A 24,377-nucleotide genomic window follows, 5' to 3' on the forward strand; every position below is an offset into this window, starting at 1 on the left:
CAGGCGCATTGCATTTGCCAGCGCATGCCTGCATTATGCACCTATGCAAAAACGCAACGTAGCCACCGTACTCAGAGAACTGCTCGACCGCCACGGCCTGTCCCCGACAGAGCTGTACCGGCGCACGGGTGTCCCTCAATCGACCTTGTCGCGGATTCTCGGCGGCAAGATCGTCGACCCTTCCGACAAGCACGTGTCGAAGATCGCCGATTATTTTGGCGTGAGCACCGAGCAGTTGCGCGGTCGTGCCGAGCTTGGCGAGTCGCGCGAAACCGCGCTGCCGGCCCACGGCCATGCGGACCTCAGCGACATCAGCCTGTGGGACGATGAAACCCCCGTCGAGGATGACGAGGTGTCGGTACCTTTCCTTCGTGAGGTCGAATTGGCAGCAGGATCAGGAAGATTCGTCATCGAAGAAAGCGAGCGTGCGCGGCTGCGTTTCGGCAAGCGCAGCCTGCGGCACAATGGCGTGCAGTTCGACCAGGCCAAGTGTGTGACCGTGCGTGGCAACAGCATGCTGCCTGTGCTGCGGGACGGTGCGACGGTCGGGGTGAACACCGGCAAATGTTCGATTGGCGACATCATCGATGGTGACCTCTACGCCATCAATCATAATGGCCAGCTGCGCGTGAAGCAGGTCTACCGCCTGCCTACCGGCATCCGCCTGCGCAGTTTCAACCGCGATGAGCACCCCGACGAGGATTACAGCTTCCAGCAGATGCAGGACGAGCAGATCAGCCTGCTTGGGCATGTATTCTGGTGGGGCATGTACGCTCGCTGACAGTCTCACTGCCAAACAAACCCGCTTCGGCGGGTTTTTCTTTGCCTGCAGAAAAGCCCTACAAACCAGGCCGTGCATGGCCTGCATGCATATCAGCAAAAACCAATGCATAGAAATTTGAAGAAATGCATTGACTGCATATGCATGAATGCATAGCCTGTATCTCAAGCCGGACGGAAACCGGTTGTTACACAGGCAGCGATGGACAGGCCTCAACTGTCCAGAGGGTTGGCAACTGGCCCGGGTGTGCAGCGTAAAGCACCACGATCAGTTATCCGGCGGGCAGGTGGCCGCGGTCGGAGTCACCAATTTGTAGCGGAACCGTGCGGCGTCACCAGTCGTGGCCGACGGTTCGACAACGCATTACTGAAAGGCCTGGCGAGCCGGGCTTTTTGGAATGCCGAGGCTTTTGAAAGAGAAGAGAACCCACAACCCGCCTGCTGGCCTCCGCCAACAGGCATTACACAGGAGACAGGACAGTGACGAACGAGCAACAAGCGTTGCTGGAAATGCCGCTCTGGCTGGTAATCGTCCTGGCACTGCTGGGGGGCCTCAGCGGTGAGATGTGGCGGGCCGACAAGGCCGGTGCCACCGGCTGGTCGCTGCTACGACGGCTGGCGCTGCGCTCCGGGGCCTGCATGGTCTGCGGCGTGTCGACGGTGATGCTGCTGTATGCCGGGGGCCTGTCGATCTGGGCGGCCAGTGCATTGGGCTGCATGACGGCGGTTGGCGGCGCCGATGTCGCCATGCGCCTCTACGAACGCTGGGCGATCCGGCGCCTGGGCTTGCGCGACAGTACGCAAGCCGACGAGCGATAAGGAGAATATGCATGAGCGAACTGGCCACTTTACATGCGGCCGTGACCGCAACCATTCGTGAGGCAATGCCGGAGCTGGCATCGGTCGATGCTTATACCGCTGTAGGCAATGCCCCGGAACGACCGGCGCTGCGCCACGGCATCGTGCAAATGACGGCAGATGCAGCACCGCGTGATGGCCGCTCGGTGCTGATCGCCACCTTCGAGGCGGACATCACCGCCGACAGCGCCAACCCCGAAGCGCGGCTGCAGGGCAGCCTGCTTGCCGCACAACTGATGGACCTGTTGCGCCAGCAGCATTGGGCGCTGGACTTCGTCGAGGCCAGCCGCAACGTGCAGGCGCAATTCGAGGGCAGCGCCTGGACCGTGCGCTGGGACCAGCCGGTGCTGCTTGGCGAGGCCCGCTGGAATTGGCCAGACCAGCCACCCGGGAACCTGGTGCTGGGTTTCGCGCCCGACATCGGCTTGGGTAATGAAGCGCAGTACATCGCCCCCGAGGAGCTGTCATGAGCCATGTCAGCGCCATGCATGACCGCATGCTGGCCTGCCTGGTCATCCCCTGCCGGGTGGTGGCGGTAGACCTTGCCGCCGCCCGGGTGCGGGTGTCGGACGGCAGCGGCTGGACCAGCGCCTGGCTGCGCTGGCACGCCCAGGCGGCCGGTCAGGCGCGGCACTGGCGAGCCCCCAGCCTGGGCGAGCAGGGTGTGTTGCTAAGCCCCAGCGGCGAGCCGGCCCAAGGGACGTTCCTGCCCGGCCTGTATGGCAATGCCGGCAGCGCGCCGGACAGCCGTGAGCACGCCGAGGTCTGGCGTTTCGCCGATGGTGGTTCGCTCAGCTACGACTGGCAGGCCAGCCACTACGACATCGAACTACCTGGCGGCAGCGCGACGATCAAGGTCGGCGCCAGCACCGTGCAGGTCAGCGAAGCGGCGATCAGCCTGCAGGCGGCAGCGATACACCTTACAGGCAATGTCACGGTCGACGGCCCGCTGCAGGTGAGCGGCGACATCAACGGCGGTGGGCGGATCATCGACACCGCCGGTAACACGGCCAACCACAAGCATTGAATCAAGCCCGCGCATGCGGGCTTTTTCATAACAGGAGAATGCCATGCATACCCATGAACAGGGCGGTGCACCATGATCGGCATGGACCGCCGCACCGGCCAGCCGCTGGCCGGCATCGATCATTTGCGCCAGTCCATTGAAGACATCCTGACCACGCCACTTGGCAGCCGGCGTATGCGCCCTGAATACGGCAGCCAGCTGAGGCGCTTCGTCGACTTGCCGGTCAACGAGGGCTGGAAAAGTGCCGTGCAGGCCGAAGTGGCTCGCGCACTGGGCCGTTGGGAGCCCCGCTTGCAACTGGATCGGGTCAAGGTTGTCGCCGTGCTCGATGGCCAGGTCAGCCTGGCCTTGAATGGTCGCTACCTGGGCGATGAAGCATTGCTGGAGGTTCGCGTATGAGCCAGGTCGACCTGTCACAACTGCCAGCTCCGCAACTGTTGGAAGACCTTGACTACGAAGCCCTCTATCAGGCCGATCTGCAGACCTTTCGCGAATACCTGGGCGACGGCTGGACCGCCAACCTGGAGAGCGATCCGGTCACCAAGCTGCTCGAGGTCGGCGCCTATCGCAAGCTGCTCAACCGGGCCCGCATCAATGACGCGGCCAAGGCGTTGTTGTTGGCCTACGCCCAAGGCAGTGACCTGGACCAACTGGCGGCCAACGTCAGCCTGCAACGCCTGGTGATCCAGGCCGAGGACCTGGCCAGCGTGCCGCCCGTCGAGGCCTTGCTGGAGTCCGACGATGCCCTGCGTGAGCGGGTACAACTGGTCTACGAAGGCCTGACCACTGCCGGCCCACGCAACAGTTACATCCTGCACGCCCGCAACGCTTCGGGGCAGGTGGCTGACGCCACCGCCGAAAGCCCGTCGCCGGCGGTGGTGGATGTCACCGTGCTCGGGCTGGAGGGCAATGGCCAGGCCAGTGCCGAACTGCTGGCGCAGGTGGCCTCCTACCTCAATGACGACGACATCCGCCCGGTCGCCGACCGGGTCAATGTGCGCAGCGCCGAAATCCTGCCTTATCGCATCGATGCCGTGTTGTACCTGGCCGACAGCGGTCCTGAGTACGAGGCGATCCTCACCGAGTGCCAGCGCCGTCTCGAGGCCTGGATCAATCCACGGCGTCGCCTGGGCGTGGAAGTGGCCCGCTCGGGCATCGATGCCCAGCTGCATATCGACGGTGTCAGCCGGGTCGAGTTGAGCGGTTGGGCCGACATCCGCCCGAGCAAGGCGCAGGCTGCCTGGTGCACGGGTTACACGCTCAAGCGGGGTGGCTGACATGCAGAGCTTGTTGCCGCTCAACCGCACAGCGTTGGAGCGGGCCATCGAAGTGGCGGCCGATGAGGACCTTAAAGTCAGCCTGCGCCGTCTCTACAGCCCGGACAGTTGCCCCGCGCACCTGCTGTATCACCTGGCCTGGGCCTGGTCGGTGGACCGCTGGGAAGACAGCTGGAGCGATGAGATCAAGCGTTCGGTGATCCGCGCTGCGTTCTTCGTTCACGCCCACAAGGGCACCCTCGGTGCGCTCAGGCGGGTGGTGGAACCGTTCGGCTACCTGATCGAGGTGGAGGAGTGGTGGCAAACCACGCCGCCCGCACAGGCGGGCACCTTTGCCCTGAAGATCGGCGTTTCCGATGCGGGCATCAGCGAGAGCACCTACCAGGAACTGTCGTCGCTGATCGACGACGCCCGGCCAGTCAGCCGCCACCTGACCGGGTTGGTGATCAGCCTCGAAAGCCGGGGCGCCATTCATGTCGGCTGCGCAATCCAGGACGGCGACGAACTGGACATCTACCCGCCGACGCCACGTGACATCGAGATCACCGGCGTCGTAGGGCGGGGCGGCCGCGAACATACAATCGACACCTTGGACATTGCACATGGTTGACCAGACTTCTCAGTTCTACGCCATCCTCACCAATGTGGGCGCGGCGAAACAGGCCAATGCCGATGCCTTGGGCATTGCCTGGAAAATCACCCAGATGGGCGTAGGCGACGCCAACGGCACCGATCCCACCCCCAACGCCACCCAGACCAGCCTGATCAACGAATGGCGCCGCGCGCCGTTGAACCAGCTGAAGGTGGATGACAAGAACAGCGCGATCATCATTGCCGAACAGGTCATTCCGGCGGATGTCGGCGGCAAATGGATCCGCGAGATCGCGCTTTACGATGCCGATGGCGACATGGTCGCCGTGGCCAACTGTGCGCCGACCTATAAACCGTTTTTGAGCCAGGGCTCGGGACGTACCCAGGTGGTGCGGATGAACCTGGTGGTGAGCAGTGCCAGTAATGTGCAGTTGAAGATTGATCCGGCGGTGGTGCTGGCTACTCGGGAATGGGTAACCGAGGAGTTGGCGAAGCAGGATTTCAAGCATTCCGTGTTGGCTGCAACTACAGCAAATATCAATTTGAGTGGTTTACAGACTATAGATGGCGTAGCGCTTGTCGCGGGAGCGCGAGTCTTGGTCAAGAACCAGGCGGCTGCTAAGGACAATGGCATCTATCAGGTGGCTGCGGGGGCGTGGAGTCGCAGCAGCGACGCTGACACCGATGCAAAAGTGACTGCTGGACTTTTGATATTGGTGGAGAGGGGGGAAGCCAATAGCGGCAGCGCCTGGCAGTTGGTCAGCGACGGGCCGATTACACTGGGTGTCAGTGCCCAGCAGTACGAAATGGCATTCGGGCGCAGCGGAATTTCGGCGGGCACTTATCGCAGTGTCACGGTCGATAAGTATGGCCGAGTGATCGCTGCGACTAATCCAAGCACGGTAGCAGCTTACGGCCTGACAGATGTTCTGACGACCTCTCAAGTTAACAACGCCCTGAGTCTCAAGGCCAACCTGGCCAGTCCGGCGTTTACCGGGCTTCCCCGCGCTCCAACCGCTGCCAGGGATGACAACAGTACCCAATTGGCTACAACGGAGTTCGTCAAGCAGTTGGGTTTCAACTTGCCAGGTGCTGCAGTCGGATTATCTAACGGGCAAACTTTGAGTCAGGCTTATGCTGGTAAGTACTGCACTATGTCCGGAGTAGGGAGTTGGGAGGGGGCCTTATACCTTCCCGATTCGGGAGTAACAAGCGGGTCGATTTTCATTGTGTCGGTAGGCTCCGGTAATGGAACGCTGACGATAAATGCGCCTCGCTCTGGCAAAGGGTATGTTGCCGTTGGTTCAACGTCTTATGCGGCGGTGACCGTTACGCATCTCGACCCGCCATTGATCTTGGCGTGTCTTTCCGACGGTATTTATGGGGTCGTTGCGGGCGGAGCAACAAGTGCTACCAGCGCTAACTTTCCTTTTCGCGGTCGAGCGCTCTATACCAAGGCAGGTACTTACCAATGGAAAGTACCTGCCAATGTAACTCGAGTGCTTGTCGATATACGCGGAGGGGGAGGCAGCGGTGCGTTCGGGCCTGTTGAGACTGGCGCGGGCGGCGGCGGTGGCGGAGGAATCTGCAGCCGCATCTGCGCTGTCACCCCTGGAGAAAGCATCACTGTAACGGTGGCTGCAGGCGGCAAAGCCGTAAATGTCGTAAATACGGCTGGCTCATGGGGAGGTACATCGTCGTTCGGTTCGTTCTGTTCCGCAACCGGAGGAGAGGGGGGAACGCTATTTAACGGCGCAGGCGGCGGCATGGGTGTTGGTGGAGACTTCAATGCCTCCTTGGGGGCAGGCTCCCCGCCGGTACGCAACACTAACAACTCTGGTGCGTGGGGCGGGCCTGGCGGCGGTGGGGAGTCAATTTACGCCGCCTCTGACGTTTCCACACCGACACAGCCGGGCATGGGCGGCGGCGGTCGTACGATTATCGCTTCGCAGCCGGGCGCCGATGGCTGTGTCTTCATTACTTACTGAAGAGAATTGATAATGTGGGCACGAATTGCAAACGGTCGGGTAATGGAAGTTACTGATATAAATCCGCTCGACCGCTATCATTCCGAGCTTGTCTGGGAAAAATGCTCGATTGAGACAAGACCCGGTTGGGAAGTTGTTGAGGGCGGATATGCTCCTCCCTCGGGCACGACTGAAGGTCAGTTGATTCAAGCTATGCGCATGTGGCGCGACTATCAACTGCAAACTAGCGAGTGGCTGGTGATGCGTCATCGTGACGAGCTGGCAATGAGTATCAACAGCTCGCTGTCATCGGCGCAATACAGTGAGCTACTCGTCTATCGACAGAGCCTCCGTGATTGGCCAACTTCTCCAATGTTTCCTGATTCCTCATCGAGACCAGAGCCACCGGTTTGGCTAGTTCAACAGGCTCAGTAAAGCCCCGTCTCCCCGGGGCTTTTTTTCTATCTGCAAGTTTTCTACCCGGCCCTGCACCCGCAGGGCCTTTTCGTATCTGAACATGGAGTCAAACTACATGAGTGGATTCTTCCACGGCGTCACCGTAACCAACGTCGACACTGGCGCCCGCAGCATCGCGCTGCCGTCTTCCTCGATCATCGGCCTGGTCGACACCTTCACCGAAGGCGCCAGCGTCACAGCCAAGGCCAACGACCTTGTGCTGATCACCAGCGAGCGTGAAGCCGTCGCCGCCTTCGGCGAAAACGCCGCCATCACCAAGGCCTGCCGCGCCATCTACACCCGCGCCAAGGCGGTCATCGTTGCCTGTGGTGTGGCCAAGCTGGACGATGCAGCGGAGCAGACCGCAGCCATCATCGGCAGCGTGCAGGCCGATGGCAAACGCACCGGCCTGCAGGCGCTGCTCGACGGCAAGAGCCGTTTCAACGCCCAGCCGCGCCTGCTGGCGGCGCCACGCCACAGCGCCACCCAGGCGGTCGGCACCGCACTGGTAGCTCTGGCCGACAAGCTGCGTGGCATCGCCATCATCGACGGCCCCAACACCACCGACGAGGCAGCCCTCGAGTACGCCAAGAACTTCGGTGCCAAGCGCGCCTTCCTGGTCGACCCGGGGGTGCAGTACTGGGACAACGGCGAAGAGGCAACAGTCGACGCGCCGGGCTCGGCCTGGGTGGCCGGCCTGTTTGCCTGGACCGACAGCGAATACGGCTTCTGGGCCTCGCCGTCGAACAAGGAGTTCGTCGGCATCACCGGCACCACCCGCCCGGTGGAATTCCTCGACGGTGACGACAGCTGCCGCGCCAACCTGCTGAACAACGCCAACATCGCCACCATCATCCGCGACGACGGCTTCCGCCTGTGGGGCAACCGCACCCTGTCCAGCGACCCGAAATGGGCCTTCGTCACCCGGGTGCGGACCATGGACATCGTCATGGACGCGATCCTCTACGGCCACAAGTGGGCGGTCGACCGCGCCATCACTGCCACCTACGTCAAGGACGTCACCGAAGGCCTGCAAGCCTTCATGCGCGACCTGAAGAACCAGGGCGCGATCATCAACTTCGAGGTCTTCGCCGACCCGGAGCTGAACACGGCCAGCCAGCTCGAGCAGGGCAAGGTGTACTGGAACATCCGCTTCACCGACGTGCCGCCTGCCGAAAACCCCAATTTCCGCGTTGAAGTCACTAACCAGTGGCTGACCGAAGTCCTCGATTCCGCCGCTTAAGGAGCGCATCCACATGGCAATGATCCCCGAAACCCTGGCCAACCTGAACCTGTTCGTCGATGGCGTCAGCTTCCAGGGCGATGTACCCAGCCTGACCCTGCCCAAACTCACCCTGAAAATGGAAGAACACCGCCCCGGCGGCATGGACATGCCGGTCGAGATGGACCTGGGCATGGAGAAACAGGAAGCGGCCTTCACCACCACAGGCGTGCGCCGTGAAGCGCTGAAATTCTTCGGCCTGGCCGACGGCAGCGGCTTCAACGGCACCTTCCGCGGCGCCTTCAAGGGCCTCAAGGGCAAGATCAACCCGGTGGTGGTGACCCTGCGTGGCACCCTGAAGGAAATCGACATGGGCGACTGGAAGTCCGGCGACAAGGCCGAGATCAAGCACAGCGTCGGCCTGACCTACTACAAGCTGGAAGTCGATGGCCGCCTAATCTACGAGATCGACGCGCTGGGCATGAAGCGGGTGATCGATGGCGTCGACCAGTTGGCCGCCCAGCGCGCTGCGCTTGGCCTGTAAGGAGGCGACCATGGCTCAAGCGAAAAAGCAGCCGCACTGGCTGACCCTCAGTGCCGACCGCGTCACCGTGCGCCTGTCGCGCCCCAGCGAAGCCAATGGCGTGCAGGTCGACAGCCTGTCGCTGCGGGCGCCGACCGTGCGCGATATCCGCAATGCCCAGGCCGGTGGTGTGGCGGATGACGAGCAGCGCGAACTGAACCTGTTCGCGTCGCTGGCCGAAGTCGGCATCAAGGACCTCGAAGGTCTTGCCCTCAAGGACTATGGCCGTTTGCAAAACGGCTATTTTCGCCTGGTGCAGGACGACGAACTTTGACCCGGCCCGGCAGAAGGCCGCCGCCAAGCGGCTGGCCAAGGAGCTGAACTTTTCCGCGAGCGAAATCATGGCTATGTCGTACAGCGACATGGTCTGGTGGCTCGCACCGTGACAAGGAGGAACCTATGGCGAACACACAGGTGTTCACCCTCGGGCTCGGCGTCACCGTGATCAACCCCCTGGGCGTTGCCATCGAGCAGTTGCGCCGGGATGTCGAACGCCTGCGCAGGCAGGCCGACGGCACCCGGCTCGGCCGCCTGATCGGCGAGGTGATCCGCCTGGGGTTGGAGCTCGGCAAGGTACGCCAGGTCGAACGCCAGCTGGCGTTGGACCAGGAGCAGCATCAGCAAGATCAGCTTGCCCGGCTGGGTATTGAAGCGGACGAAGTGGAGCGCCTGCGTCAGCACTACCTGTTACTCGATCGGGTAATCGCCGGGCTGGCTCGGCTCAAACCTGTTTCCCGGCAAGGGCAGCAGCAAGGCCTGCAGCAGGGTGCAGCGCCGAAAAATGCCAGCGATCCGGCCGCCGGGGCATCTGACGCTTCGTCCGAGAAACCCTCGCGGACTCGCAGATCGACCGCTGAGAGTGTCAAGGTTGCAGCGTCGGTGTTGGGCGTTGGCACGATTGTGGGAACGCGCATGGCCTATGAAGTTGGCCGGCGTTTGCCAGCCGAAAAGCGGCAGCGTGCGCAGACTGCAATCAGCAGCCGACTGAAGTCAGGTGCGTTCAATGCTGGCATTTCGGCGTTCAAGGCCTGGATCGACGGCGAGACGCCCGAGGACAAGGCCAAGGGAATTGGTGCGGCCGCGGGTGAGCTGGGCGGGACGCTCCTCGGTGCTTCGATAGGGGCGGTTTTCACCAAGAACAAGGACATTCAGGAGTTCGCAGGCGTTGCCGGTGGCCACTTGGGTGAATGGGCAGGTGAACTGCTCGGAGGGCGTCTGTTCGATCTGGTGATGTACCAGGACAATCCTGATCGGTCGGCGCAAGGCACACCTGCAGCGACGGTCATCGACACCGCGCCTGCTGTCGAAGGCGCTGAGTATCGCGGTGAAGGCAAGGCCGTCGGGGACGTCCAGGAGCTGCGCGCTACGCAAGTACCGAGCCCACCCGGCTCTGCTGTCGCCGATGCATTCAGCCTGCTGGCAAGTGTCGCTGCTGCGGGTACTCCAGGGCAGGGCTTTGGGTTTGCTGCTGCTACCCCTTCGCTTGCGCCGGCTGGCAGCAGCCGTCCAGTTGCAGCCAGGAGCCTGTTCAAGCGCGTGCCTGTTGGCGCGCTGCTGGATACTTCAATGCAACTGGCGCAGACCTACCGCAGTGATGCCACCGCCGCGCAGAAGATGGAAGGCTATGGCAGTGCGGTCGGCGGGCTGGGTGGCACCTTGGCTGGCGCGGCTGCCGGGGCTGCGATCGGCTCGGTGGTGCCCGTGATCGGTACGGCAATAGGCGGCCTGCTCGGCGGGGCGTTGGGAAGCATGGGCGGCGAGAGCCTTGGCGGGTGGTTAGGCAAGGCTCTGGGTGCAGGGCTTGGCCTGGAGAACAGCACTGCCAGCGAGCACCCGGTGGCCGAACCAGCGCGGACCGCCGCTGCGCAGTTGCCGTCTCCTGCGCCCGTCAGCGCAGCATTGCCAGCCCCGATAAACCAGCAATTCACCTTCACCGCCAACATGCCGGTGACCTTCAGCAACAGCTTCGACGACCCGACCACCCTGCAACAACTGGAAGCCATCGCCCGCCGCGTGCTCGACGACCTGATGCGCCAGGCGCGTTCGGTGCAGATGGTCGATCAACCACAGCCATGAGGAGGACCCATGTCCTACCTGGAACAGTTGCAAGCTGGCTTGCATGCACTGGTCAAGGCGGGCGAGGAGGGGCGTCGGCGTGCCGACGCCATGCTCGACCCGATGAACCAGGCGGTCGGCCATGCCAGGGAGGCGGCCAGCGAACTCGAAGCCCTGCCATGGATCGGCCCGGAAATCGGCAAACGCCTGCAACGCACGATGCGCGCCATCGATTCGGCCAGGCAGCGCGTCGACAAGGTGATTGCCAAGTATGACCAGACCCTCGACGTGGTGCGCAAGGTGCGCGACCGCGTCGACGCCTTTGCCGAACACCTGGGCAAGGCTGGCGCGGCCATTCGGCGCGTGATCGGCGATGTGCGTTCGGCCGCCAACGGTGTGCTTTCGACCTTTGGCTTTGCGCCAGAAGTCACCCCGGCGGCAGAAGCGATCAAGCCGTTCCCGCACTTGTTGGTACTGCAGCCTCTCAAGGCCAACGCTGCGCCGTACTACTTCAACCTCGACACCGCCGCCTTCGACCAGCTGCGCCGGCAAACGCGTTTCCGCTGGGCCGGGCAAGAGCGCTTGAGCCGCGAGAACGCCCAACAGGCGGTAAGCCTGGGCGAAGACAGCATCAGCATCCGTGGCGCTATCTTCCCCTGTTTCAAGGGCGGATTGGGCCAGTTGCAGGCGCTGCGCGGCATTGGCCGCCAACTGCTGCCGCTGTCGCTGACCACCGGTTATGGCGAAGTGCTCGGCACCTGGTGCCTGACCAGCATCGAGGAAGAGCAGGGCGCTTTGCTGGCCGGCGGCATTCCCCGCAAGCAAGGTTTCTCACTGGAGTTCGTCAGCTATGGACAAGACCTGCAAAACCTCTGAGGGCGATGTGCTCGATACCCTCTGTCACCACTACTATGGGCACCTCGACGGCAGCGTCGAGGCGGTGTTGCAAGCCAACCAGGGGTTGGCCGACGAGGCCCAGCCGTTTCGCAGCGGCGTAACGATCCGCTTGCCGACGCTGGTGCTGGTCCCGGCCAACCTCGTGCAGTTGTGGGACTGATGCCATGCAACCCGTATTTCGTATCCAGGCTGATGGCAAGGACATCACTGCGCTGATCAATGACCGCCTGTTGCTGCTGCGTACCACCGACAAACCGGGCATGGAATCGGATGACTTCGAGTTGCGCATCGACGCCCGCGACGGTGCAGTGGCATTGCCGGCGCGCGGTGCGTTGATCGAGGTGCATCTGGGGTACGCCGGCCTGCCGCTGACCCGGCTGGGGCGTTACACCGTAGATGAGGTCGAGCTGTCCGGACCGCCCGACACCTTGGTGATTCGCGGCAAGGCCAGTGACCTGCGCGGCAGTGGCAGGACCATTCGCAGTGGCAGCTGGGAGGCCGTGCCGCTGCAGCGCATCGTCGCCGAAATCGGCGCGCGCAATGGCTGGCAGGCGCTCTGCCCGGTGCGGGTCCAAGTACCCCGGGTCGATCAGTACAACGAATCGGATTTCAATTTCATCACGCGCCTGGCCCGCCAGTACGACTGCACCGCCAAGCTCGCCGATGGGCAGTTGCTGGTGCTGCCGCGCCAGGCCGGGCAGAGTGCCAGCGGCAAACCCCTGGGCGTGGTCGGCATTGCCCGCAACGAGGTCAGCCAGTGGCATTTCCGCCTGGACGACAAAGCGGCGCGAAAAGCCGTGCGCACCCGCCATCAGGACGTTGCCAGTGGCGAGTCGAAGACCATCGAACTGGTCAACGAGGCGGCTGTTGAAGGCCAGCGGCCGGTGCATACCGACCGGCACCTCTACCCCAACCGCGCCGCTGCCGAACAAGCGGCCAGGGCGCGGTTGGCCAGCTTCAACCGTGATACTGCTCAGGTGCGCCTGGATCTGCCGGGGCGTACCGACCTGTTCGCCGAGCGCAGCATCGCCTTGCACGGTTTTGCCGATGGCCTGGATGGGCAGTACCAGGTCGATTCGGTGGAGCAGGTGTTCACCGCATCGGGCTGGCGCACCACGGTGCAGGGCAATGGCGGCAAGACGGGCAAGGTGCAGGCCAAGGGGGCAGTGCCTCGCCGGCAGGCCGTGATAAAGGCTTGAAGGACGCTACAGGGAAGGAGTCAGATATGCTCACTGAAACACAATTGCTACAGATTCTGCCGAACGCCCGCCCTGTTGCGGGCGTTTTTCTTTCAGCACTCAACGTCACCCTGCCGCGCTGGGAAATCGACAATCCCAGGCGTGTGGCGGCGTTCATCGCCCAGGTCGGCCATGAATCCGCTCAGTTCCGCTACGTCAAGGAACTGGGCAATGACCACTATCTGGCGCGCTACGACACCGGCAGCCTGGCCTTGCGCCTGGGCAATACACCCCAGGCCGATGGCGATGGGCAATTGTATTGCGGGCGCGGCCTGATCCAGATCACCGGGCGCAACAACTACCAGGCTTGCAGCCGCGCCCTGTTTGGCGACGAGCGCTTGCTGGCGCAACCGCAGTTGCTCGAACAACCGCGATGGGCCTGCGAGTCGGCGGCGTGGTTCTGGCATTCGCGGGGGCTCAATGCCTTGGCTGACCGCGGTGAGTTCAACCGCATCACACGCCATATCAATGGTGGGCTCAACGGGCTGGAGGATCGCCTCAAGCTCTGGGCGCGTGCGCGCGAGGTGTTGTGTTGAGCCGAATGCAACTTGGCCTTGGTGCATTGTTGTTGATGTTGTCCGCAGCGCTGGCCTGGCAGCTGCAGGGCTGGCGCTACGGGCGGCAACTGGCGCAGCTGGCGCAAGCACAGGCCGATGCCGAGCTGGCCCGGCTGCTCGCCGAGCGCGGGGAGCGTCAGGTACTTGAACAACGCCTGGAACAAAGTGAAACCCGTCATTACAAGGAGTTTGCCGATGCGCAACAGTCTCAGGCTCGCCTGCGTGATCGCCTCGCTACTGCCGATCTGCGCTTGTCGGTCCTGGTCGAACGTGGCGCCGTCTGCAGTGCATTGCCAGCCGCTGCCGAGGCCGGCAGCGTGGATCATGCAACCGTACGCGCCAGACTTGAGCCGGCGCATGCTCGACGAATTATCGCCATCACCGATGAAGGGGACCGGGGGCTGATTGCGTTGCGGGCTTGCCAGGATTATGTGCGTGCCTTGCAGCCCTGAGCCCTTGTCTAGTGGTGTCAGGGTGATAGGGTGGTACGCAATCTTGAAGGAGCTTGTCATGGACCCGATCACTGTTCTCTCAACTCGGCTCGGCGAACACCTGCGGCGTTTCAACGCCCAGGTGACCACTGCCGAATCCTGCACCGGCGGTGGCATCGCCGAGGCCATCACCCGTGTGCCCGGCAGTTCGGCCTGGTTCGAGGCCGGTTACGTGACCTATTCCAACGCCCAGAAAACCCGCCAGCTGAACGTGCCCGAGGCGCTGTTCGCCGAAGTTGGCGCGGTCAGCCAGGAGGTGGTCGAGGCCATGGTCCGCGGTGCCCAGGCCGCCAGTGGTGCACGCTTTGCCGTGGCGGTCAGTGGCGTGGCCGGCCCGGACGGCGGTTCGCCGGCCAAACCGGTAGGGACGGTATGGCTCGCCTGGGCCGATGGTAGCCAGGTCAGCAGCGAGCGCCGGCACTTCGACGGTGACCGCGAAGCGGTACGCCGACAGACGGTGATCGCTGCGTTAGACGGCTTGTTACAGCTTGGTGCCGAGTAAATCGACGACAGGGGTTTGCGCGCGCGCTTGCCTGTGGAATAATACTGGCTACTTATACAGGTATTCCGGCCGTCAGGGCCAAGTCGAACACGTGAGGATTTCAATGGACGACAACAAGAAGCGCGCCTTGGCTGCGGCCCTGGGTCAAATCGAACGCCAATTCGGCAAAGGCGCAGTCATGCGCATGGGCGACCATGAGCGCCAGGGTATCCCGGCCATTTCCACCGGCTCCCTGGGCCTGGACATCGCGCTCGGCATCGGCGGTCTGCCAAAAGGCCGTATCGTCGAAATCTACGGCCCGGAATCCTCGGGTAAAACCACGCTGACCTTGTCGGTCATCGCCGAAGCCCAGAAGAACGGCGCAACCTGTGCCTTCGTCGACGCCGAACACGCCCTCGACCCTGAATACGCCGGCAAGCTGGGTGTCAACGTTGATGACCTGCTGGTCTCGCAGCCGGACACCGGTGAACAGGCCCTGGAAATTACCGACATGCTGGTGCGTTCCAACGCCGTTGACGTGATCATCGTCGACTCCGTGGCTGCACTGGTGCCGAAGGCCGAGATCGAAGGCGAAATGGGCGACATGCACGTTGGCCTGCAGGCCCGTCTGATGTCCCAGGCGCTGCGCAAGATCACCGGTAACATCAAGAACGCCAACTGCCTGGTCATCTTCATCAACCAGATCCGTATGAAGATCGGCGTGATGTTCGGTAGCCCGGAAACCACCACCGGTGGTAACGCCCTGAAGTTCTACGCCTCGGTGCGCCTGGACATCCGTCGCACCGGCGCAGTCAAGGAAGGCGATGAAGTGGTTGGTAGCGAAACCCGCGTCAAGATCGTCAAGAACAAGGTCTCGCCTCCGTTCCGTCAGGCAGAGTTCCAGATCCTTTACGGCAAGGGTATCTATCGCAACGGCGAGATCATCGACCTGGGTGTTTCCCAAGGCCTGGTAGAGAAGTCCGGTGCCTGGTACGCCTACCAAGGCAACAAGATCGGCCAGGGCAAGGCTAACGCGGCCAAGTATCTGCAAGAGAACCCGGCCATTGCTGCCGAGATCGAGAAGCAGATTCGCGAGAAGCTGCTCAAGGCTGGTGCCGTTGCCGAGGCTGGTAAGGCTGCTGCCGCTGAAGCTGATGCCGACGACATGGCTGACGCCGACGCCGGTTATTGATAGCAGCTGGTATGTCCGCCGTACTCGACACCCCCGTCGCCGTCAGGCGGACAGCCATGGACCTGCTCGCACGCCGCGAGCATGGTCGCGTCGAGCTGACACGCAAGTTGCGTCAGCGCGGTGCCCCGGATGAACTGATCGAGCCCGCGCTCGATCGGCTCGCCGAAGAAGGGCTGCTTAGCGAAGCCCGTTACCTCGAGAGTTTCATCCGATACCGTTCAGGTGCCGGTTATGGCCCTGCGCGTATTCGCGAAGAGCTTGGCCAGCGCGGGCTGAATCGCGGTGATATCGAGCAGGCCCTGCGTGAAAGCGAAGTGGATTGGCCGGCACTGTTGCGGGATACCTGGCAGCGCAAATTCGCTGGGCAACGCCCTCATGACCCCCGAAGTCGCGCCCAGCAGACCCGGTTTCTTGCCTACCGCGGTTTCCCCATGGACATGATCGGCAGGCTGCTCAGCGGCCGGGATCTGGATGATTACTAGTCAAATGGCCTTATCGCCGGTACGCCAGCGATGAGGCCATTTTGCTGTGTCCCGGAATTGCCCCTCAGCTGACCTTCATCGCTTCCCGAGCCCGCTGGGTGGTATGCATTGGCTCCGGCTTGGCCCAGTTTTCCGGCAAGTTGATGAAGTCGACCAGTTCCCGCAGTCGTCCCTGGTCACGCCCATTGAAGGCAAACGTCAGTCGCGTCAGATGGCTGAAGTTACCCGCCTCGTGTTCGGCACCGCTGTCCGCGTGCTGGTGGTAACGGCCACTCAGGCGCAGGTCGGCAAACCCCTCCTGGATGTCATGCAGTGCAGCCTCGCTGAGCCGATGGTGCATGCGGATCACGAACTGGTTTTTCAGCCAGCGGCTGGAGTGGTAGTTACTGTAGAACTGGTTGATTTCTTCCACTGCCTCATCGGCACTGTGCACCAGGCGCAGCAGCTTCAGGTCACTGGGCAGGATGTAGCGGTTTTCTTCGAGCTGGCGGCTGATGAACGCCAGGCAGTCCTGCCAGAACGTACCGCCCGGTGAGTCCAGCAGTACCACCGGCACCAGTGGGCTCTTGCCGGTCTGGATCAGCGTCAGTACTTCAAGCGCTTCATCCAGGGTGCCGAAGCCGCCGGGGCAGAGCACCAGTGCATCGGCTTCCTTGACGAAGAACAACTTGCGAATAAAGAAGAAGTGGAAGGGCAGCAGCTTGTCGGTACCATCCACCGTGGCATTGGCATGTTGCTCGAAGGGCAGGGTAATGTTGAAACCCAGGCTATGGTCGCTGCCGGCGCCTTCGTGCGCCGCCGCCATGATGCCGCCGCCGGCCCCGGTAATGACCATCAGTTCGGAGCGGGCAAGGGTCGCCCCCAGCTCACGGGCGAGGGCGTACATCGGGTGTTCCACCGGGGTGCGTGCCGAGCCGAACACGGTGACCTTACGTCGCCCGCGGTAGCGCTGGAGCATGCGAAACGAGTGGTCCAGTTCGCGCAGGGCCTGCAGGGTGATCTTGGCGCTCCAGCGGTCGCTGTCGTCATGGGCCATGCGCAAGACTGTGAGCATCATGTCGCGGTACAGCGGCAGGTTGGGGCTGCCTGGGGCGACCAGTTGCAGCTGCTGGTCTATCTTGCCCAGGTCGATGCCGTGGTCCCTGAAGTGATTGAACAGGTGTTCACTGGATTGGTAAGGCATTCAACGTCTCCTTCTGCAGCAAAACCTCTGACCGGGCCGATGGTGCGGCACGGCCGCGACACTGCGTGTGTCGCTGGCTGCCGTGACTCGAGTGTGCATCCCGAGCATTGCAGTAGGCCTTCAAGGCCTTGGTGCAGGATCTTGTAGTTGTGCGAGTCCTCGCTATCAATCTAGACCGTTGCGCCTGATCGTGCAGGCGGGATCACCATGGCCACTCGTCGGCCTGCGACCAGGCTCGTCGAGGGTTTGGTTAACTGGAGAAGCGAAACGTGTCGATGCAGGAGGTGGCGGTATGCATCGCTTGGTCATCGAGGTAGACCGGCAGCTCTATCAGCAGCTGGAAAATGCAGCCCAGGATCACCATGTAAGCCTGGAAGCAGAGTGCCGTCGCAGGCTGGCAGCGCTCGAGTGCCAGTCACGCTACCTGCAGGCATTACTGGCGGAGATGCGCGCCGACGAAGAGCCGCGGCGCGTCGAGGGAGAGCGGGTTATCTAGTCACTTCTTCTTGTTGCCAGCGGTGCAGCTGGCGGCATCGAAGGCTTGGTCCATGACCGGTTGGTTGGTCTTGTACACGCTGAAGCGGTAGACCATCACCGCCCCTTTGGACATCAGGTTACGGAAACCACTGTTGCGGCACACGCTGTCACCTAGCTGGCTGCGCACTTGCTCCGGGTTCTGCTGCATGCGTGCGGCATGCTCGGCGCGGACGCTGAGGTGGTTGATCAGCGCCTTGCCTTCAACGGTATAGCCTTGATCGAGAATGTCTTCGTTGATCGCGCGTGGGGTGCCGACACTGCTTTCCGTGGCGACCTTCTGCAGCAACTTGTTGAGCTCGAACTCCTGCTTGGACGCAGCTTGGGCTGCCAATGGCAGGGCGAGCAACAGGCTCAGGGTCGGGACGATAAGACGCAGCATGAATCTCTCCTGGTTCGATGACTGGCGCTTTGACATGCGCCGGCGGCGGGCGTTCCATGAAGCCAGCTGCATCGCAGGCAAATTCATGGTGGCCAGTGCCGCCGATTATAAGGGACCGGTTGACTCCGCTGCACGGCCAAATGGCGCCTGCTCTGGTAGACTTGCGTTTTGCATCTTCCGAGTCCCTGCAGTGTCCAGTCACAATCCGTCCACAGGCTTGCCAGCATGAGCCACGCGGTAGCACGCCTGCGTGCCGAGCGTCTGGCCCGCAGCAACAAACCTTTCATTGCCCGTGGTTCACGCGCCGAACGTTGCCCCGATTGCCGGGTAATCGCCACCCACTGCCTGTGTGCATGGAAGCCCAGGGTGCAGGCCGACTCCGGCGTGTGTCTGATCATGCATGACACCGAGCCATTGAAACCCACCAACACTGGCTGGCTTATCGCCGACCTGATCGAAGACACAAGTGCCTTCGGTTGGCTGCGCACCTCGGTGGACGAGCACCTGCTGGCGTTGCTCGACGACCCGCAGTGGCAGCCCTACATTGTTTTTCCCGGCGAGTTCGTCGCCCAGGAGCGGGTGGTCAGCGAGGTCGTGCGCGAACCGGGCAAGCGCCCGTTGTTCATCCTGCTCGATGCCACCTGGACCGAAGCCCGCAAGATGTTCCGCAAGAGCCCGTACCTTGATCGCTTCCCTGTGCTGAGCCTGCAAACCGAGCAGATGTCGCGCTATCGCCTGCGTCGGTCCAAGCGCGACGACCACTTCTGCACCGCCGAAGTCGCGGCTATGTGCCTGGACCTGGCCGGTGACAGCAAGGCGTCCCAGGCGCTGGATGCCTACCTGGATGTATTCAGTCTGCATTACCTGAGCGGCAAGCGTCGCCTGCCACTGGATGATCAGGACGATACCCATCAGCGTTTGCATACCTTCCTATAGTCCAAGGGGCATATGGCTCACTTTGGTTCATAATGGCGGGGCTGGCAGCCAGGGTGGGCGAGACGGCAGGGTAGTCGGCTTGACCACTTCCGGCCGTGCTCGGCATCCTTGGCGCCGATTCCCCGCCCGGCGCTTTACTACTCCGCATGCGCCTGGCACAGAACAGGATCCATAGATCGATGGCCACATACGAAATCCTGATTGCCGATGACCACCCGCTGTTTCGTAGCGCGCTGCGCCAGGCCGTTACCCTCGGCCTGGGCGCCGATGTGCGACTGGTTGAAGTGGCGAGCATCGCCGAACTGGAAACCCGCCTGAGCGAAAAGGCCGACTGGGACCTGGTCCTGCTGGACCTGAACATGCCGGGTGCCTATGGCTTCTCCGGGCTGGTCCTGTTGCGCGGCCAGTACCCGCAGATTCCGGTGGTAATGGTCTCGGCGCAGGAAGAGGCCGCGGTGGTGGTCAAATCCCGCGAGTTCGGAGCCAGCGGCTTCATTCCGAAGTCCAGCAGCCTTGAAGTCATTCAGGATGCCGTGAGAAAAGTGCTCGATGGCGAAGTCTGGTGGCCACCGCAAGCCTTCGAAAAAGTCGATGTCTCGGCCGAAGCCAAGGCCGCCAGCGAAGGCCTGGCCAGCCTCACCCCACAACAGTTCCGCGTGCTCACCATGGTCTGCGAAGGCTTGTTGAACAAGCAGATCGCCTATGAGCTGAGTGTGTCGGAAGCGACCATCAAGGCCCATGTGACGGCCATTTTCCGCAAGCTGGGTGTGCGCACCCGCACCCAGGCTGCGCTGTTGCTGCAACAACTTGAATCGGTTGCCAGTAACTGACGGTGCCTGGATTCACGCTTTTTTGACCCGAGCCGCACTAGTCTGCTGGCCTTTCTGCTGTGAAGTGACTCACATGACATCGCCATTCAAAGGCCAGACAGGCCTGAAACGCATTTTCAACGCCGCCGGCTACTCGCTGGACGGCCTGCGCGCCGCCTTCAAGGGCGAAGCCGCCTTCCGCCAGCTGGTCCTGCTCAACGTGCTGCTGATCCCGATCGCTTTCTGGCTGCCGGTCAGCCGTGCCGAACGGGCAATCATGATCGCCGTGTGCCTGCTCGGTCTGATCGTCGAACTGTTCAACTCGGCCGTTGAAGCTGCCATCGATCGCATCTCGCTGGAGCGCCACCCGTTGTCGAAGAACGCCAAGGACATGGGCAGCGCCGCACAGTTGGTGGCGCTGACCATGGTCGCACTGGTGTGGGGCGTGATTCTGCTCTAAGCGATCGGCGGCAAGACGATCTCGTCACTGCGGGTAAAGCCCGCAGTGAAGCTGCGGCACAATTCCAGAAATTCACGCATCGCCGAGGTCTGGTATTTCTGCTTGTGCCAGATGAAGTAGAACTGGCGCATCAAGTCCAGTTCCGGCGTCTCGACCGCCACCAGGCTGCCGCGGCGGAAGGCATCGCGCAGGGCCAGGCGGGAAATGCAGCCGATACCCAGCCCCGACTCCACGGCACGCTTGATCGCCTCGGTGTGTTCCAGTTCCAGGCGAATGTTCAGGCTGGTGCGGTGATGGCGCATGGCCTGGTCGAAGGTCAGGCGTGTGCCGGACCCCTGCTCGCGCAAAATCCAGGCTTCCTGCGAAAGGGCTTCGACATCGGCTCGGCCGGCCTTGGCCAAAGGATGTTGCGGTGCGCAGAACACCACCAGTTCGTCCTCGACCCACGGCTGAACTTCGAGGTCCGGATGGTTGCAGTCACCTTCGATCAGACCCAGGTCAATTTCGTATTGCGCGACCTGGTGCACGATATGTGCAGTGTTCTGCACATGCAATTTCACCTGGCTTTCCGGGTGAATCTGCATGAAGCTGCCGATCAACAGGGTGGCGAGGTAATTGCCGATGGTCAGGGTGGCGCCGACCGCCAGCGAGCCGAAGCCGGATTTGCCGTTGAGCAGGTCTTCGATTTCCTTGGCCTGGTCAAGCAGTGCGACGGCTTGGGGCAGCACCTGATGGCCCAAGGCGTTGAGCGCCAGGCGTTTGCCGGCCCGGTCGAACAGCTGGCAGCTCGATTGCCGCTCAAGCTCGGTAATGGAAGTGCTTGCTGCCGATTGTGAAAGCGCGAGCACGCTGGCCGCCCGCGACACACTCTGGTGCTGGGCCACGGCAACAAATACCTGAAGCTGACGAAGTGTAAATCGCATATCTATATAACCGATAACACATATCTTGATAATTCAGTTAACAGATATTGTGGCTACCCCTAAACTATCGCGCAACTGCGCGTCTTGCGCGCTGCGTTTTTCTTCAGGAGCCCCTTAGATGAGCAACATGAACCACGAACGTGTCCTCAGTGTGCACCACTGGAACGACACCCTGTTCAGCTTCAAGTGCACCCGCGACCCGGGCCTGCGCTTCGAGAACGGTCAGTTCGTGATGATCGGCCTGCAACAGGACAACGGCCGTCCGCTCATGCGCGCCTATTCCATCGCTTCGCCGAACTGGGAGGAGCACCTGGAGTTCTTCAGCATCAAGGTCCCGGACGGCCCGCTGACCTCGCAGTTGCAGCACCTGAAGGAAGGCGACGAGATCATCATCAGCAAGAAGCCAACCGGCACCCTGGTGCTCGACGACCTGAAGCCGGGCAAGCACCTCTACCTGCTGAGCACCGGCACTGGCCTGGCGCCGTTCATGAGCGTGATCCAGGACCCGGAAACCTACGAGCGCTTTGAAAAAGTGATCCTGGTTCACGGTGTGCGTTACGTCAACGAAGTGGCCTACCGCGAGTTCATCACCGAGCACCTGCCGCAGAACGAGTTCTTCGGTGAGTCGGTCCGTGAGAAGCTGATCTACTACCCGACCGTGACCCGCGAGCCGTTCGAAAACCAGGGCCGCCTGACCGACCTGATGCGCAGCGGCAAGCTGTTCAGCGATATCGGCCTGCCACCGATCAACCCAGAGGACGACCGCGCGATGATCTGCGGCAGCCCTAGCATGCTCGACGAGACCAGTGAAGTGCTCGACAGCTTTGGCCTGAAGGTATCCCCACGCATGCGCGAGCCGGGCGACTACCTGATCGAGCGTGCCTTCGTGGAGAAATAAGACGAACGAGGCAACGAAAAAACGCAGACCCGGGTCTGCGTTTTTTATGCCTGCACAGCGGGCTTCTTCAGCCTTCGCGCACGACTTCCAGTACCTGGATCTGACCCTGTTGCGGGTAATGCCAACGGACCTGCACGTCCCACAGCTTCACGCCGTACACCCGCTCCGGTGGCGGCACCTGATAGGCCGGGCGCGGGTCCTGTGCCAGGCATTGCTCGATCAATGCCACCAGCGGCTCGCCAAGGCGTAGCCCATGCGCGTGGGCCTGGGGGAGGGCATTGGCGCTCCAGGCAACGGCGATCGCGACCGGTGCTTCACTGGCCATCAGGTTGCTTGCCCCGACAACGCTGTCGGCGTAGGGGACATACGGTTTGATGTCCAGCACTGGCGTACCGTCCAGCAGGTCGATCCCGGACAGCAGCAGGCGCCCGGGCTCCACGCCCTCCAGGCGCACCACCGACTGGCCGATGCCGTTGGGGCGGTGGGTTGCGCGGGTGGCGAAAACCCCCATGCTCTTGTTACCGCCCAAGCGTGGCGGGCGCACTTTCAGGCGCGGCTTGTCTTCCAGTGCCTGATGGAACAGGAACAGCAACCAGACATGGCTGACTTGCTCCAGCCCGGCCACCGCATCGCCCTGATCGAACGGCGGCAGCAGCTCCAGCACCCCCCGGGCGGCGGGCGCCAGCTGCGGCTGGCGCGGGATGGCGAATTTCTCCTTGAAGCAGGAGCGGACGATGCCGACCGGTGCAACCGTATGCTGCATGGCCACTCAGCCGCGCACGCGCAGGGTCAGGCCCTTGAGGAAGTTGCGCAGCAATTGGTCGCCGCAGGGGCGATAGTTGTCATGCCCGACCTTGCGGAACAGCGCGCTGAGCTCAGGCTTGGACACCGGGAAATTGACCGCCTTGAGAATGGCGTGCAGGTCTTCTTCCTTGAGTTCGAAGGCGACCCGCAGCTTTTTCAGGATGGTGTTGTTGGTCACCGGCAATTCCACGGGCTGCGCCGGGCGACTGTCGTCCTTGCCGCGGCGGTGGATCACCAGGCCGTCAAGGAAATGCGCCATGACCCGCTCCGGGCAACGCACGTAACCGGCTTCGTCTTCCTTCTTCAAGTAGGTTGCGAGCACGATCGGGTTAACTTCGAGGCCGGACAGCGCGATGATTTCGGCCATCTTGGCGTCGTTCACCTTGAGCATGTAGCGCAGGCTGCGCAGGACATCGTTGTGGTTCATTGCTGCAAAATCCTGTTCAGTAGCCACGTCGAGGCGTGGCGCATTGCTTAGAAACGTTCGGTGGCTGCCAGGTAACGCCACTGCCCCGCGGGCAGCTTGCCCATGGACACACCGCCCAGGCGAATGCGACGCATGCCCAGCACCTCCAGGCGCAAGTAGGCGCATAGCTCGCCGATTTGCCCGGATTGCGGGTTTTTCACCACCAGGCGCAGGTGGGTCTCGTTCTGCCAGCTGGCCTTCGCCTTGGGCAGTTCCCGGTCATTGCGCGTCGCACCGCGCGCCAGGCGTTCCAAGGCCTGGGGTGTGGTCTCGCCGCGCACTTCGATGATGTATTCCTGCTCCATGCGGCGCAGGTCGGCGTCGATCTTGCGGGTCACCCGCCAGTCCTGGGTGAACACCTGCAGGCCGCTGGCGCCACGTTCCAGGGGCGCCAGGCAGGATAGCCGGGCAAAATGCCCGTGCAGGGGCCGTACCCCTTCGCGGTGAGCCTCGCTGAGGTTGCCCATGTTCATGCTGGCACGGGCAGTTTCGCTGTCGACCCCGGCCGCTTGATGCATCAGCAGGGTTACTGGCTGCAATGCCTCGGCGCGTGCCCCGGGCAGCAGTTCTACGCGCTGGCTGCCAACCTTGAACTGGGGTTGCTCCACCACCACGCCATCGACCGTGACCCAGCCTCCTTCGATGTAAAGCTCGGCCTCACGGCGAGAGCAACCAAGCTGCTCGATGAGGCGTTTGGACAGGCGGACGGGTTCGGACATGGGGCAATTCGCAAGGCAGGGAAAGACTGACATTGTACCTGCCTGTGCGCGGTTGATGATGGGAATGTGTGTCAAATGCGCCATTTGCGACGCAGACCACGGCATATTC

General features: G+C 62.4%; 32 protein-coding genes. 26 read left to right on the forward strand and 6 right to left on the reverse strand.

Annotated elements, in window-relative coordinates:
* The first annotated feature begins 43 nt into the window (after positions 1-43).
* From ACQKPS_RS17015 to recX, 21 genes are all read left to right on the forward strand, one after another.
* Positions 44-781 carry a LexA family transcriptional regulator gene (locus ACQKPS_RS17015; protein WP_159411766.1) on the forward strand — a complete coding sequence of 246 codons (738 nt, stop codon included), beginning with the start codon at positions 44-46 and terminating at the stop codon, positions 779-781.
* Between the two features lie 479 nt (positions 782-1,260).
* The gene (locus ACQKPS_RS17020; RefSeq protein ID WP_054885346.1) at positions 1,261-1,599 is read left to right on the forward strand and encodes a phage holin family protein; all 339 of its coding nucleotides are present in this window, start codon (positions 1,261-1,263) and stop codon (positions 1,597-1,599) included.
* Between the two features lie 11 nt (positions 1,600-1,610).
* Entirely contained in the window at positions 1,611-2,108 is a 498-nt protein-coding gene (locus ACQKPS_RS17025; RefSeq protein WP_254483617.1) for a hypothetical protein, read from the forward strand.
* The gene (locus ACQKPS_RS17030) at positions 2,105-2,665 is read left to right on the forward strand and encodes a phage baseplate assembly protein V (protein ID WP_254483619.1); all 561 of its coding nucleotides are present in this window, start codon (positions 2,105-2,107) and stop codon (positions 2,663-2,665) included. The genes ACQKPS_RS17025 and ACQKPS_RS17030 overlap by 4 nt, the downstream gene beginning before the upstream one ends.
* Positions 2,666-2,737: 72 nt before the next feature.
* Positions 2,738-3,064, forward strand: coding sequence for a GPW/gp25 family protein (locus tag ACQKPS_RS17035; protein ID WP_427604990.1), 327 nt, complete (start codon positions 2,738-2,740; stop codon positions 3,062-3,064).
* Positions 3,061-3,942 carry a baseplate assembly protein gene (locus tag ACQKPS_RS17040; RefSeq protein ID WP_254483622.1) on the forward strand — a complete coding sequence of 294 codons (882 nt, stop codon included), beginning with the start codon at positions 3,061-3,063 and terminating at the stop codon, positions 3,940-3,942. Before ACQKPS_RS17035 ends, ACQKPS_RS17040 begins: the two co-directional genes overlap by 4 nt.
* A gap of 1 nt (position 3,943) precedes the next feature.
* On the forward strand, positions 3,944-4,552 hold the full coding sequence (locus ACQKPS_RS17045) for a phage tail protein I (protein ID WP_254483623.1): 609 nt from the start codon (positions 3,944-3,946) through the stop codon (positions 4,550-4,552).
* A complete protein-coding gene (locus ACQKPS_RS17050; RefSeq protein WP_427604992.1) occupies positions 4,545-6,521 on the forward strand; it encodes a phage tail protein in 1,977 nt (658 codons plus the stop codon). The genes ACQKPS_RS17045 and ACQKPS_RS17050 overlap by 8 nt, the downstream gene beginning before the upstream one ends.
* A gap of 42 nt (positions 6,522-6,563) precedes the next feature.
* A complete protein-coding gene (locus ACQKPS_RS17055; RefSeq protein ID WP_254483624.1) occupies positions 6,564-6,935 on the forward strand; it encodes a phage tail assembly chaperone in 372 nt (123 codons plus the stop codon).
* A gap of 97 nt (positions 6,936-7,032) precedes the next feature.
* A complete protein-coding gene (locus ACQKPS_RS17060) occupies positions 7,033-8,199 on the forward strand; it encodes a phage tail sheath subtilisin-like domain-containing protein (RefSeq protein ID WP_427604994.1) in 1,167 nt (388 codons plus the stop codon).
* 13 nt (positions 8,200-8,212) lie between these two features.
* Positions 8,213-8,722, forward strand: a complete 510-nt coding sequence (locus ACQKPS_RS17065) for a phage major tail tube protein (protein WP_027920000.1) — start codon at positions 8,213-8,215, stop codon at positions 8,720-8,722.
* Between the two features lie 10 nt (positions 8,723-8,732).
* A complete protein-coding gene (locus ACQKPS_RS17070; protein WP_427604996.1) occupies positions 8,733-9,035 on the forward strand; it encodes a phage tail assembly protein in 303 nt (100 codons plus the stop codon).
* A gap of 125 nt (positions 9,036-9,160) precedes the next feature.
* Positions 9,161-10,837 (forward strand): hypothetical protein, encoded by a 1,677-nt coding sequence (locus tag ACQKPS_RS17075; RefSeq protein ID WP_427604998.1) that lies wholly within the window; start codon positions 9,161-9,163, stop codon positions 10,835-10,837.
* Positions 10,838-10,846: 9 nt separating this feature from the next.
* Positions 10,847-11,692 (forward strand): phage tail protein, encoded by an 846-nt coding sequence (locus tag ACQKPS_RS17080; RefSeq protein ID WP_427605000.1) that lies wholly within the window; start codon positions 10,847-10,849, stop codon positions 11,690-11,692.
* Entirely contained in the window at positions 11,667-11,873 is a 207-nt protein-coding gene (locus tag ACQKPS_RS17085; RefSeq protein WP_427605002.1) for a tail protein X, read from the forward strand. Before ACQKPS_RS17080 ends, ACQKPS_RS17085 begins: the two co-directional genes overlap by 26 nt.
* A 4-nt stretch (positions 11,874-11,877) precedes the next feature.
* Complete coding sequence (locus ACQKPS_RS17090) at positions 11,878-12,912, forward strand: phage late control D family protein (protein ID WP_427605004.1); 1,035 nt, start codon at positions 11,878-11,880, stop codon at positions 12,910-12,912.
* A 26-nt stretch (positions 12,913-12,938) separates the two neighbouring features.
* Positions 12,939-13,487, forward strand: coding sequence for a glycoside hydrolase family 19 protein (locus ACQKPS_RS17095; protein ID WP_427605006.1), 549 nt, complete (start codon positions 12,939-12,941; stop codon positions 13,485-13,487).
* A 5-nt stretch (positions 13,488-13,492) separates the two neighbouring features.
* On the forward strand, positions 13,493-13,960 hold the full coding sequence (locus tag ACQKPS_RS17100) for a lysis system i-spanin subunit Rz (RefSeq protein WP_254485530.1): 468 nt from the start codon (positions 13,493-13,495) through the stop codon (positions 13,958-13,960).
* A gap of 58 nt (positions 13,961-14,018) precedes the next feature.
* On the forward strand, positions 14,019-14,501 hold the full coding sequence (locus ACQKPS_RS17105) for a CinA family protein (RefSeq protein WP_254483634.1): 483 nt from the start codon (positions 14,019-14,021) through the stop codon (positions 14,499-14,501).
* 103 nt (positions 14,502-14,604) lie between these two features.
* Entirely contained in the window at positions 14,605-15,672 is a 1,068-nt protein-coding gene (recA, locus tag ACQKPS_RS17110) for a recombinase RecA (protein ID WP_283723801.1), read from the forward strand.
* An 11-nt stretch (positions 15,673-15,683) separates the two neighbouring features.
* Positions 15,684-16,154, forward strand: coding sequence for a recombination regulator RecX (recX, locus tag ACQKPS_RS17115; RefSeq protein ID WP_427605009.1), 471 nt, complete (start codon positions 15,684-15,686; stop codon positions 16,152-16,154).
* 64 nt (positions 16,155-16,218) lie between these two features.
* Here recX and ACQKPS_RS17120 read toward each other — a convergent pair whose 3' ends face one another.
* Positions 16,219-17,337 (reverse strand): LOG family protein, encoded by a 1,119-nt coding sequence (locus tag ACQKPS_RS17120; protein ID WP_254483686.1) that lies wholly within the window; start codon positions 17,335-17,337, stop codon positions 16,219-16,221.
* A 292-nt stretch (positions 17,338-17,629) separates the two neighbouring features.
* Between ACQKPS_RS17120 and ACQKPS_RS17125 the strand changes: the two genes are divergently transcribed.
* On the forward strand, positions 17,630-17,833 hold the full coding sequence (locus ACQKPS_RS17125) for a hypothetical protein (protein ID WP_176506526.1): 204 nt from the start codon (positions 17,630-17,632) through the stop codon (positions 17,831-17,833).
* Here ACQKPS_RS17125 and ACQKPS_RS17130 read toward each other — a convergent pair whose 3' ends face one another.
* Positions 17,834-18,253, reverse strand: coding sequence for a quorum-sensing-regulated virulence factor family protein (locus ACQKPS_RS17130; RefSeq protein WP_054883430.1), 420 nt, complete (start codon positions 18,251-18,253; stop codon positions 17,834-17,836).
* Positions 18,254-18,478: 225 nt separating this feature from the next.
* Between ACQKPS_RS17130 and ACQKPS_RS17135 the strand changes: the two genes are divergently transcribed.
* The 3 genes from ACQKPS_RS17135 (at position 18,479) to ACQKPS_RS17145 (ending at position 20,458) form a co-directional block, all read left to right on the forward strand.
* On the forward strand, positions 18,479-19,189 hold the full coding sequence (locus ACQKPS_RS17135; protein WP_427605011.1) for a tRNA-uridine aminocarboxypropyltransferase: 711 nt from the start codon (positions 18,479-18,481) through the stop codon (positions 19,187-19,189).
* A gap of 179 nt (positions 19,190-19,368) precedes the next feature.
* A complete protein-coding gene (erdR, locus tag ACQKPS_RS17140; RefSeq protein WP_254483692.1) occupies positions 19,369-20,019 on the forward strand; it encodes a response regulator transcription factor ErdR in 651 nt (216 codons plus the stop codon).
* Between the two features lie 73 nt (positions 20,020-20,092).
* The gene (locus ACQKPS_RS17145) at positions 20,093-20,458 is read left to right on the forward strand and encodes a diacylglycerol kinase (RefSeq protein ID WP_010952700.1); all 366 of its coding nucleotides are present in this window, start codon (positions 20,093-20,095) and stop codon (positions 20,456-20,458) included.
* On the opposite strand, the gene finR is transcribed toward ACQKPS_RS17145, so the two are convergent.
* Positions 20,455-21,381: a LysR family transcriptional regulator FinR gene (gene finR, locus ACQKPS_RS17150; RefSeq protein WP_427605013.1), complete on the reverse strand. Its 927-nt coding sequence runs from the start codon at positions 21,379-21,381 to the stop codon at positions 20,455-20,457. The two genes, ACQKPS_RS17145 and finR, sit on opposite strands and share 4 nt — an antisense overlap.
* A 118-nt stretch (positions 21,382-21,499) precedes the next feature.
* Between finR and fpr the strand changes: the two genes are divergently transcribed.
* Positions 21,500-22,279, forward strand: coding sequence for a ferredoxin-NADP reductase (gene fpr, locus ACQKPS_RS17155; RefSeq protein WP_060479477.1), 780 nt, complete (start codon positions 21,500-21,502; stop codon positions 22,277-22,279).
* 67 nt (positions 22,280-22,346) lie between these two features.
* Here the strand turns inward: fpr and tsaA are convergent, their stop codons facing one another.
* The 3 genes from tsaA to ACQKPS_RS17170 are packed head-to-tail and all read right to left on the reverse strand — an operon-like array spanning position 22,347 to position 24,268.
* Positions 22,347-23,042 (reverse strand): tRNA (N6-threonylcarbamoyladenosine(37)-N6)-methyltransferase TrmO, encoded by a 696-nt coding sequence (gene tsaA, locus ACQKPS_RS17160; RefSeq protein ID WP_427605016.1) that lies wholly within the window; start codon positions 23,040-23,042, stop codon positions 22,347-22,349.
* 6 nt (positions 23,043-23,048) lie between these two features.
* Entirely contained in the window at positions 23,049-23,510 is a 462-nt protein-coding gene (locus tag ACQKPS_RS17165) for a DUF1456 family protein (RefSeq protein WP_254483695.1), read from the reverse strand.
* Positions 23,511-23,557: 47 nt separating this feature from the next.
* Positions 23,558-24,268, reverse strand: coding sequence for an rRNA pseudouridine synthase (locus ACQKPS_RS17170; protein WP_427605018.1), 711 nt, complete (start codon positions 24,266-24,268; stop codon positions 23,558-23,560).
* Positions 24,269-24,377 lie beyond the last annotated feature (109 nt).

The organism is Pseudomonas sp. NPDC086566, assembly GCF_050280885.1.
In the GTDB taxonomy this organism is placed as follows: domain Bacteria; phylum Pseudomonadota; class Gammaproteobacteria; order Pseudomonadales; family Pseudomonadaceae; genus Aquipseudomonas; species Aquipseudomonas vlassakiae.

Coding starts and splice junctions, on each gene's coding strand:
- ACQKPS_RS17015 (WP_159411766.1), top strand. CDS start 44: ATGCAAAAACGCAACGTAGCCACCGTACTCAGAGAACTGCTCGACCGC.
- ACQKPS_RS17025 (WP_254483617.1), top strand. CDS start 1,611: ATGAGCGAACTGGCCACTTTACATGCGGCCGTGACCGCAACCATTCGT.
- ACQKPS_RS17030 (WP_254483619.1), top strand. CDS start 2,105: ATGAGCCATGTCAGCGCCATGCATGACCGCATGCTGGCCTGCCTGGTC.
- ACQKPS_RS17035 (WP_427604990.1), top strand. CDS start 2,738: ATGATCGGCATGGACCGCCGCACCGGCCAGCCGCTGGCCGGCATCGAT.
- ACQKPS_RS17040 (WP_254483622.1), top strand. CDS start 3,061: ATGAGCCAGGTCGACCTGTCACAACTGCCAGCTCCGCAACTGTTGGAA.
- ACQKPS_RS17045 (WP_254483623.1), top strand. CDS start 3,944: ATGCAGAGCTTGTTGCCGCTCAACCGCACAGCGTTGGAGCGGGCCATC.
- ACQKPS_RS17050 (WP_427604992.1), top strand. CDS start 4,545: ATGGTTGACCAGACTTCTCAGTTCTACGCCATCCTCACCAATGTGGGC.
- ACQKPS_RS17055 (WP_254483624.1), top strand. CDS start 6,564: ATGGAAGTTACTGATATAAATCCGCTCGACCGCTATCATTCCGAGCTT.
- ACQKPS_RS17060 (WP_427604994.1), top strand. CDS start 7,033: ATGAGTGGATTCTTCCACGGCGTCACCGTAACCAACGTCGACACTGGC.
- ACQKPS_RS17065 (WP_027920000.1), top strand. CDS start 8,213: ATGGCAATGATCCCCGAAACCCTGGCCAACCTGAACCTGTTCGTCGAT.
- ACQKPS_RS17070 (WP_427604996.1), top strand. CDS start 8,733: ATGGCTCAAGCGAAAAAGCAGCCGCACTGGCTGACCCTCAGTGCCGAC.
- ACQKPS_RS17075 (WP_427604998.1), top strand. CDS start 9,161: ATGGCGAACACACAGGTGTTCACCCTCGGGCTCGGCGTCACCGTGATC.
- ACQKPS_RS17080 (WP_427605000.1), top strand. CDS start 10,847: ATGTCCTACCTGGAACAGTTGCAAGCTGGCTTGCATGCACTGGTCAAG.
- ACQKPS_RS17085 (WP_427605002.1), top strand. CDS start 11,667: ATGGACAAGACCTGCAAAACCTCTGAGGGCGATGTGCTCGATACCCTC.
- ACQKPS_RS17090 (WP_427605004.1), top strand. CDS start 11,878: ATGCAACCCGTATTTCGTATCCAGGCTGATGGCAAGGACATCACTGCG.
- ACQKPS_RS17095 (WP_427605006.1), top strand. CDS start 12,939: ATGCTCACTGAAACACAATTGCTACAGATTCTGCCGAACGCCCGCCCT.
- ACQKPS_RS17100 (WP_254485530.1), top strand. CDS start 13,493: ATGCAACTTGGCCTTGGTGCATTGTTGTTGATGTTGTCCGCAGCGCTG.
- ACQKPS_RS17105 (WP_254483634.1), top strand. CDS start 14,019: ATGGACCCGATCACTGTTCTCTCAACTCGGCTCGGCGAACACCTGCGG.
- recA (WP_283723801.1), top strand. CDS start 14,605: ATGGACGACAACAAGAAGCGCGCCTTGGCTGCGGCCCTGGGTCAAATC.
- recX (WP_427605009.1), top strand. CDS start 15,684: ATGTCCGCCGTACTCGACACCCCCGTCGCCGTCAGGCGGACAGCCATG.
- ACQKPS_RS17120 (WP_254483686.1), bottom strand. CDS start 17,337: ATGCCTTACCAATCCAGTGAACACCTGTTCAATCACTTCAGGGACCAC.
- ACQKPS_RS17125 (WP_176506526.1), top strand. CDS start 17,630: ATGCATCGCTTGGTCATCGAGGTAGACCGGCAGCTCTATCAGCAGCTG.
- ACQKPS_RS17130 (WP_054883430.1), bottom strand. CDS start 18,253: ATGCTGCGTCTTATCGTCCCGACCCTGAGCCTGTTGCTCGCCCTGCCA.
- ACQKPS_RS17135 (WP_427605011.1), top strand. CDS start 18,479: ATGAGCCACGCGGTAGCACGCCTGCGTGCCGAGCGTCTGGCCCGCAGC.
- erdR (WP_254483692.1), top strand. CDS start 19,369: ATGGCCACATACGAAATCCTGATTGCCGATGACCACCCGCTGTTTCGT.
- ACQKPS_RS17145 (WP_010952700.1), top strand. CDS start 20,093: ATGACATCGCCATTCAAAGGCCAGACAGGCCTGAAACGCATTTTCAAC.
- finR (WP_427605013.1), bottom strand. CDS start 21,381: ATGCGATTTACACTTCGTCAGCTTCAGGTATTTGTTGCCGTGGCCCAG.
- fpr (WP_060479477.1), top strand. CDS start 21,500: ATGAGCAACATGAACCACGAACGTGTCCTCAGTGTGCACCACTGGAAC.
- tsaA (WP_427605016.1), bottom strand. CDS start 23,042: ATGCAGCATACGGTTGCACCGGTCGGCATCGTCCGCTCCTGCTTCAAG.
- ACQKPS_RS17165 (WP_254483695.1), bottom strand. CDS start 23,510: ATGAACCACAACGATGTCCTGCGCAGCCTGCGCTACATGCTCAAGGTG.
- ACQKPS_RS17170 (WP_427605018.1), bottom strand. CDS start 24,268: ATGTCCGAACCCGTCCGCCTGTCCAAACGCCTCATCGAGCAGCTTGGT.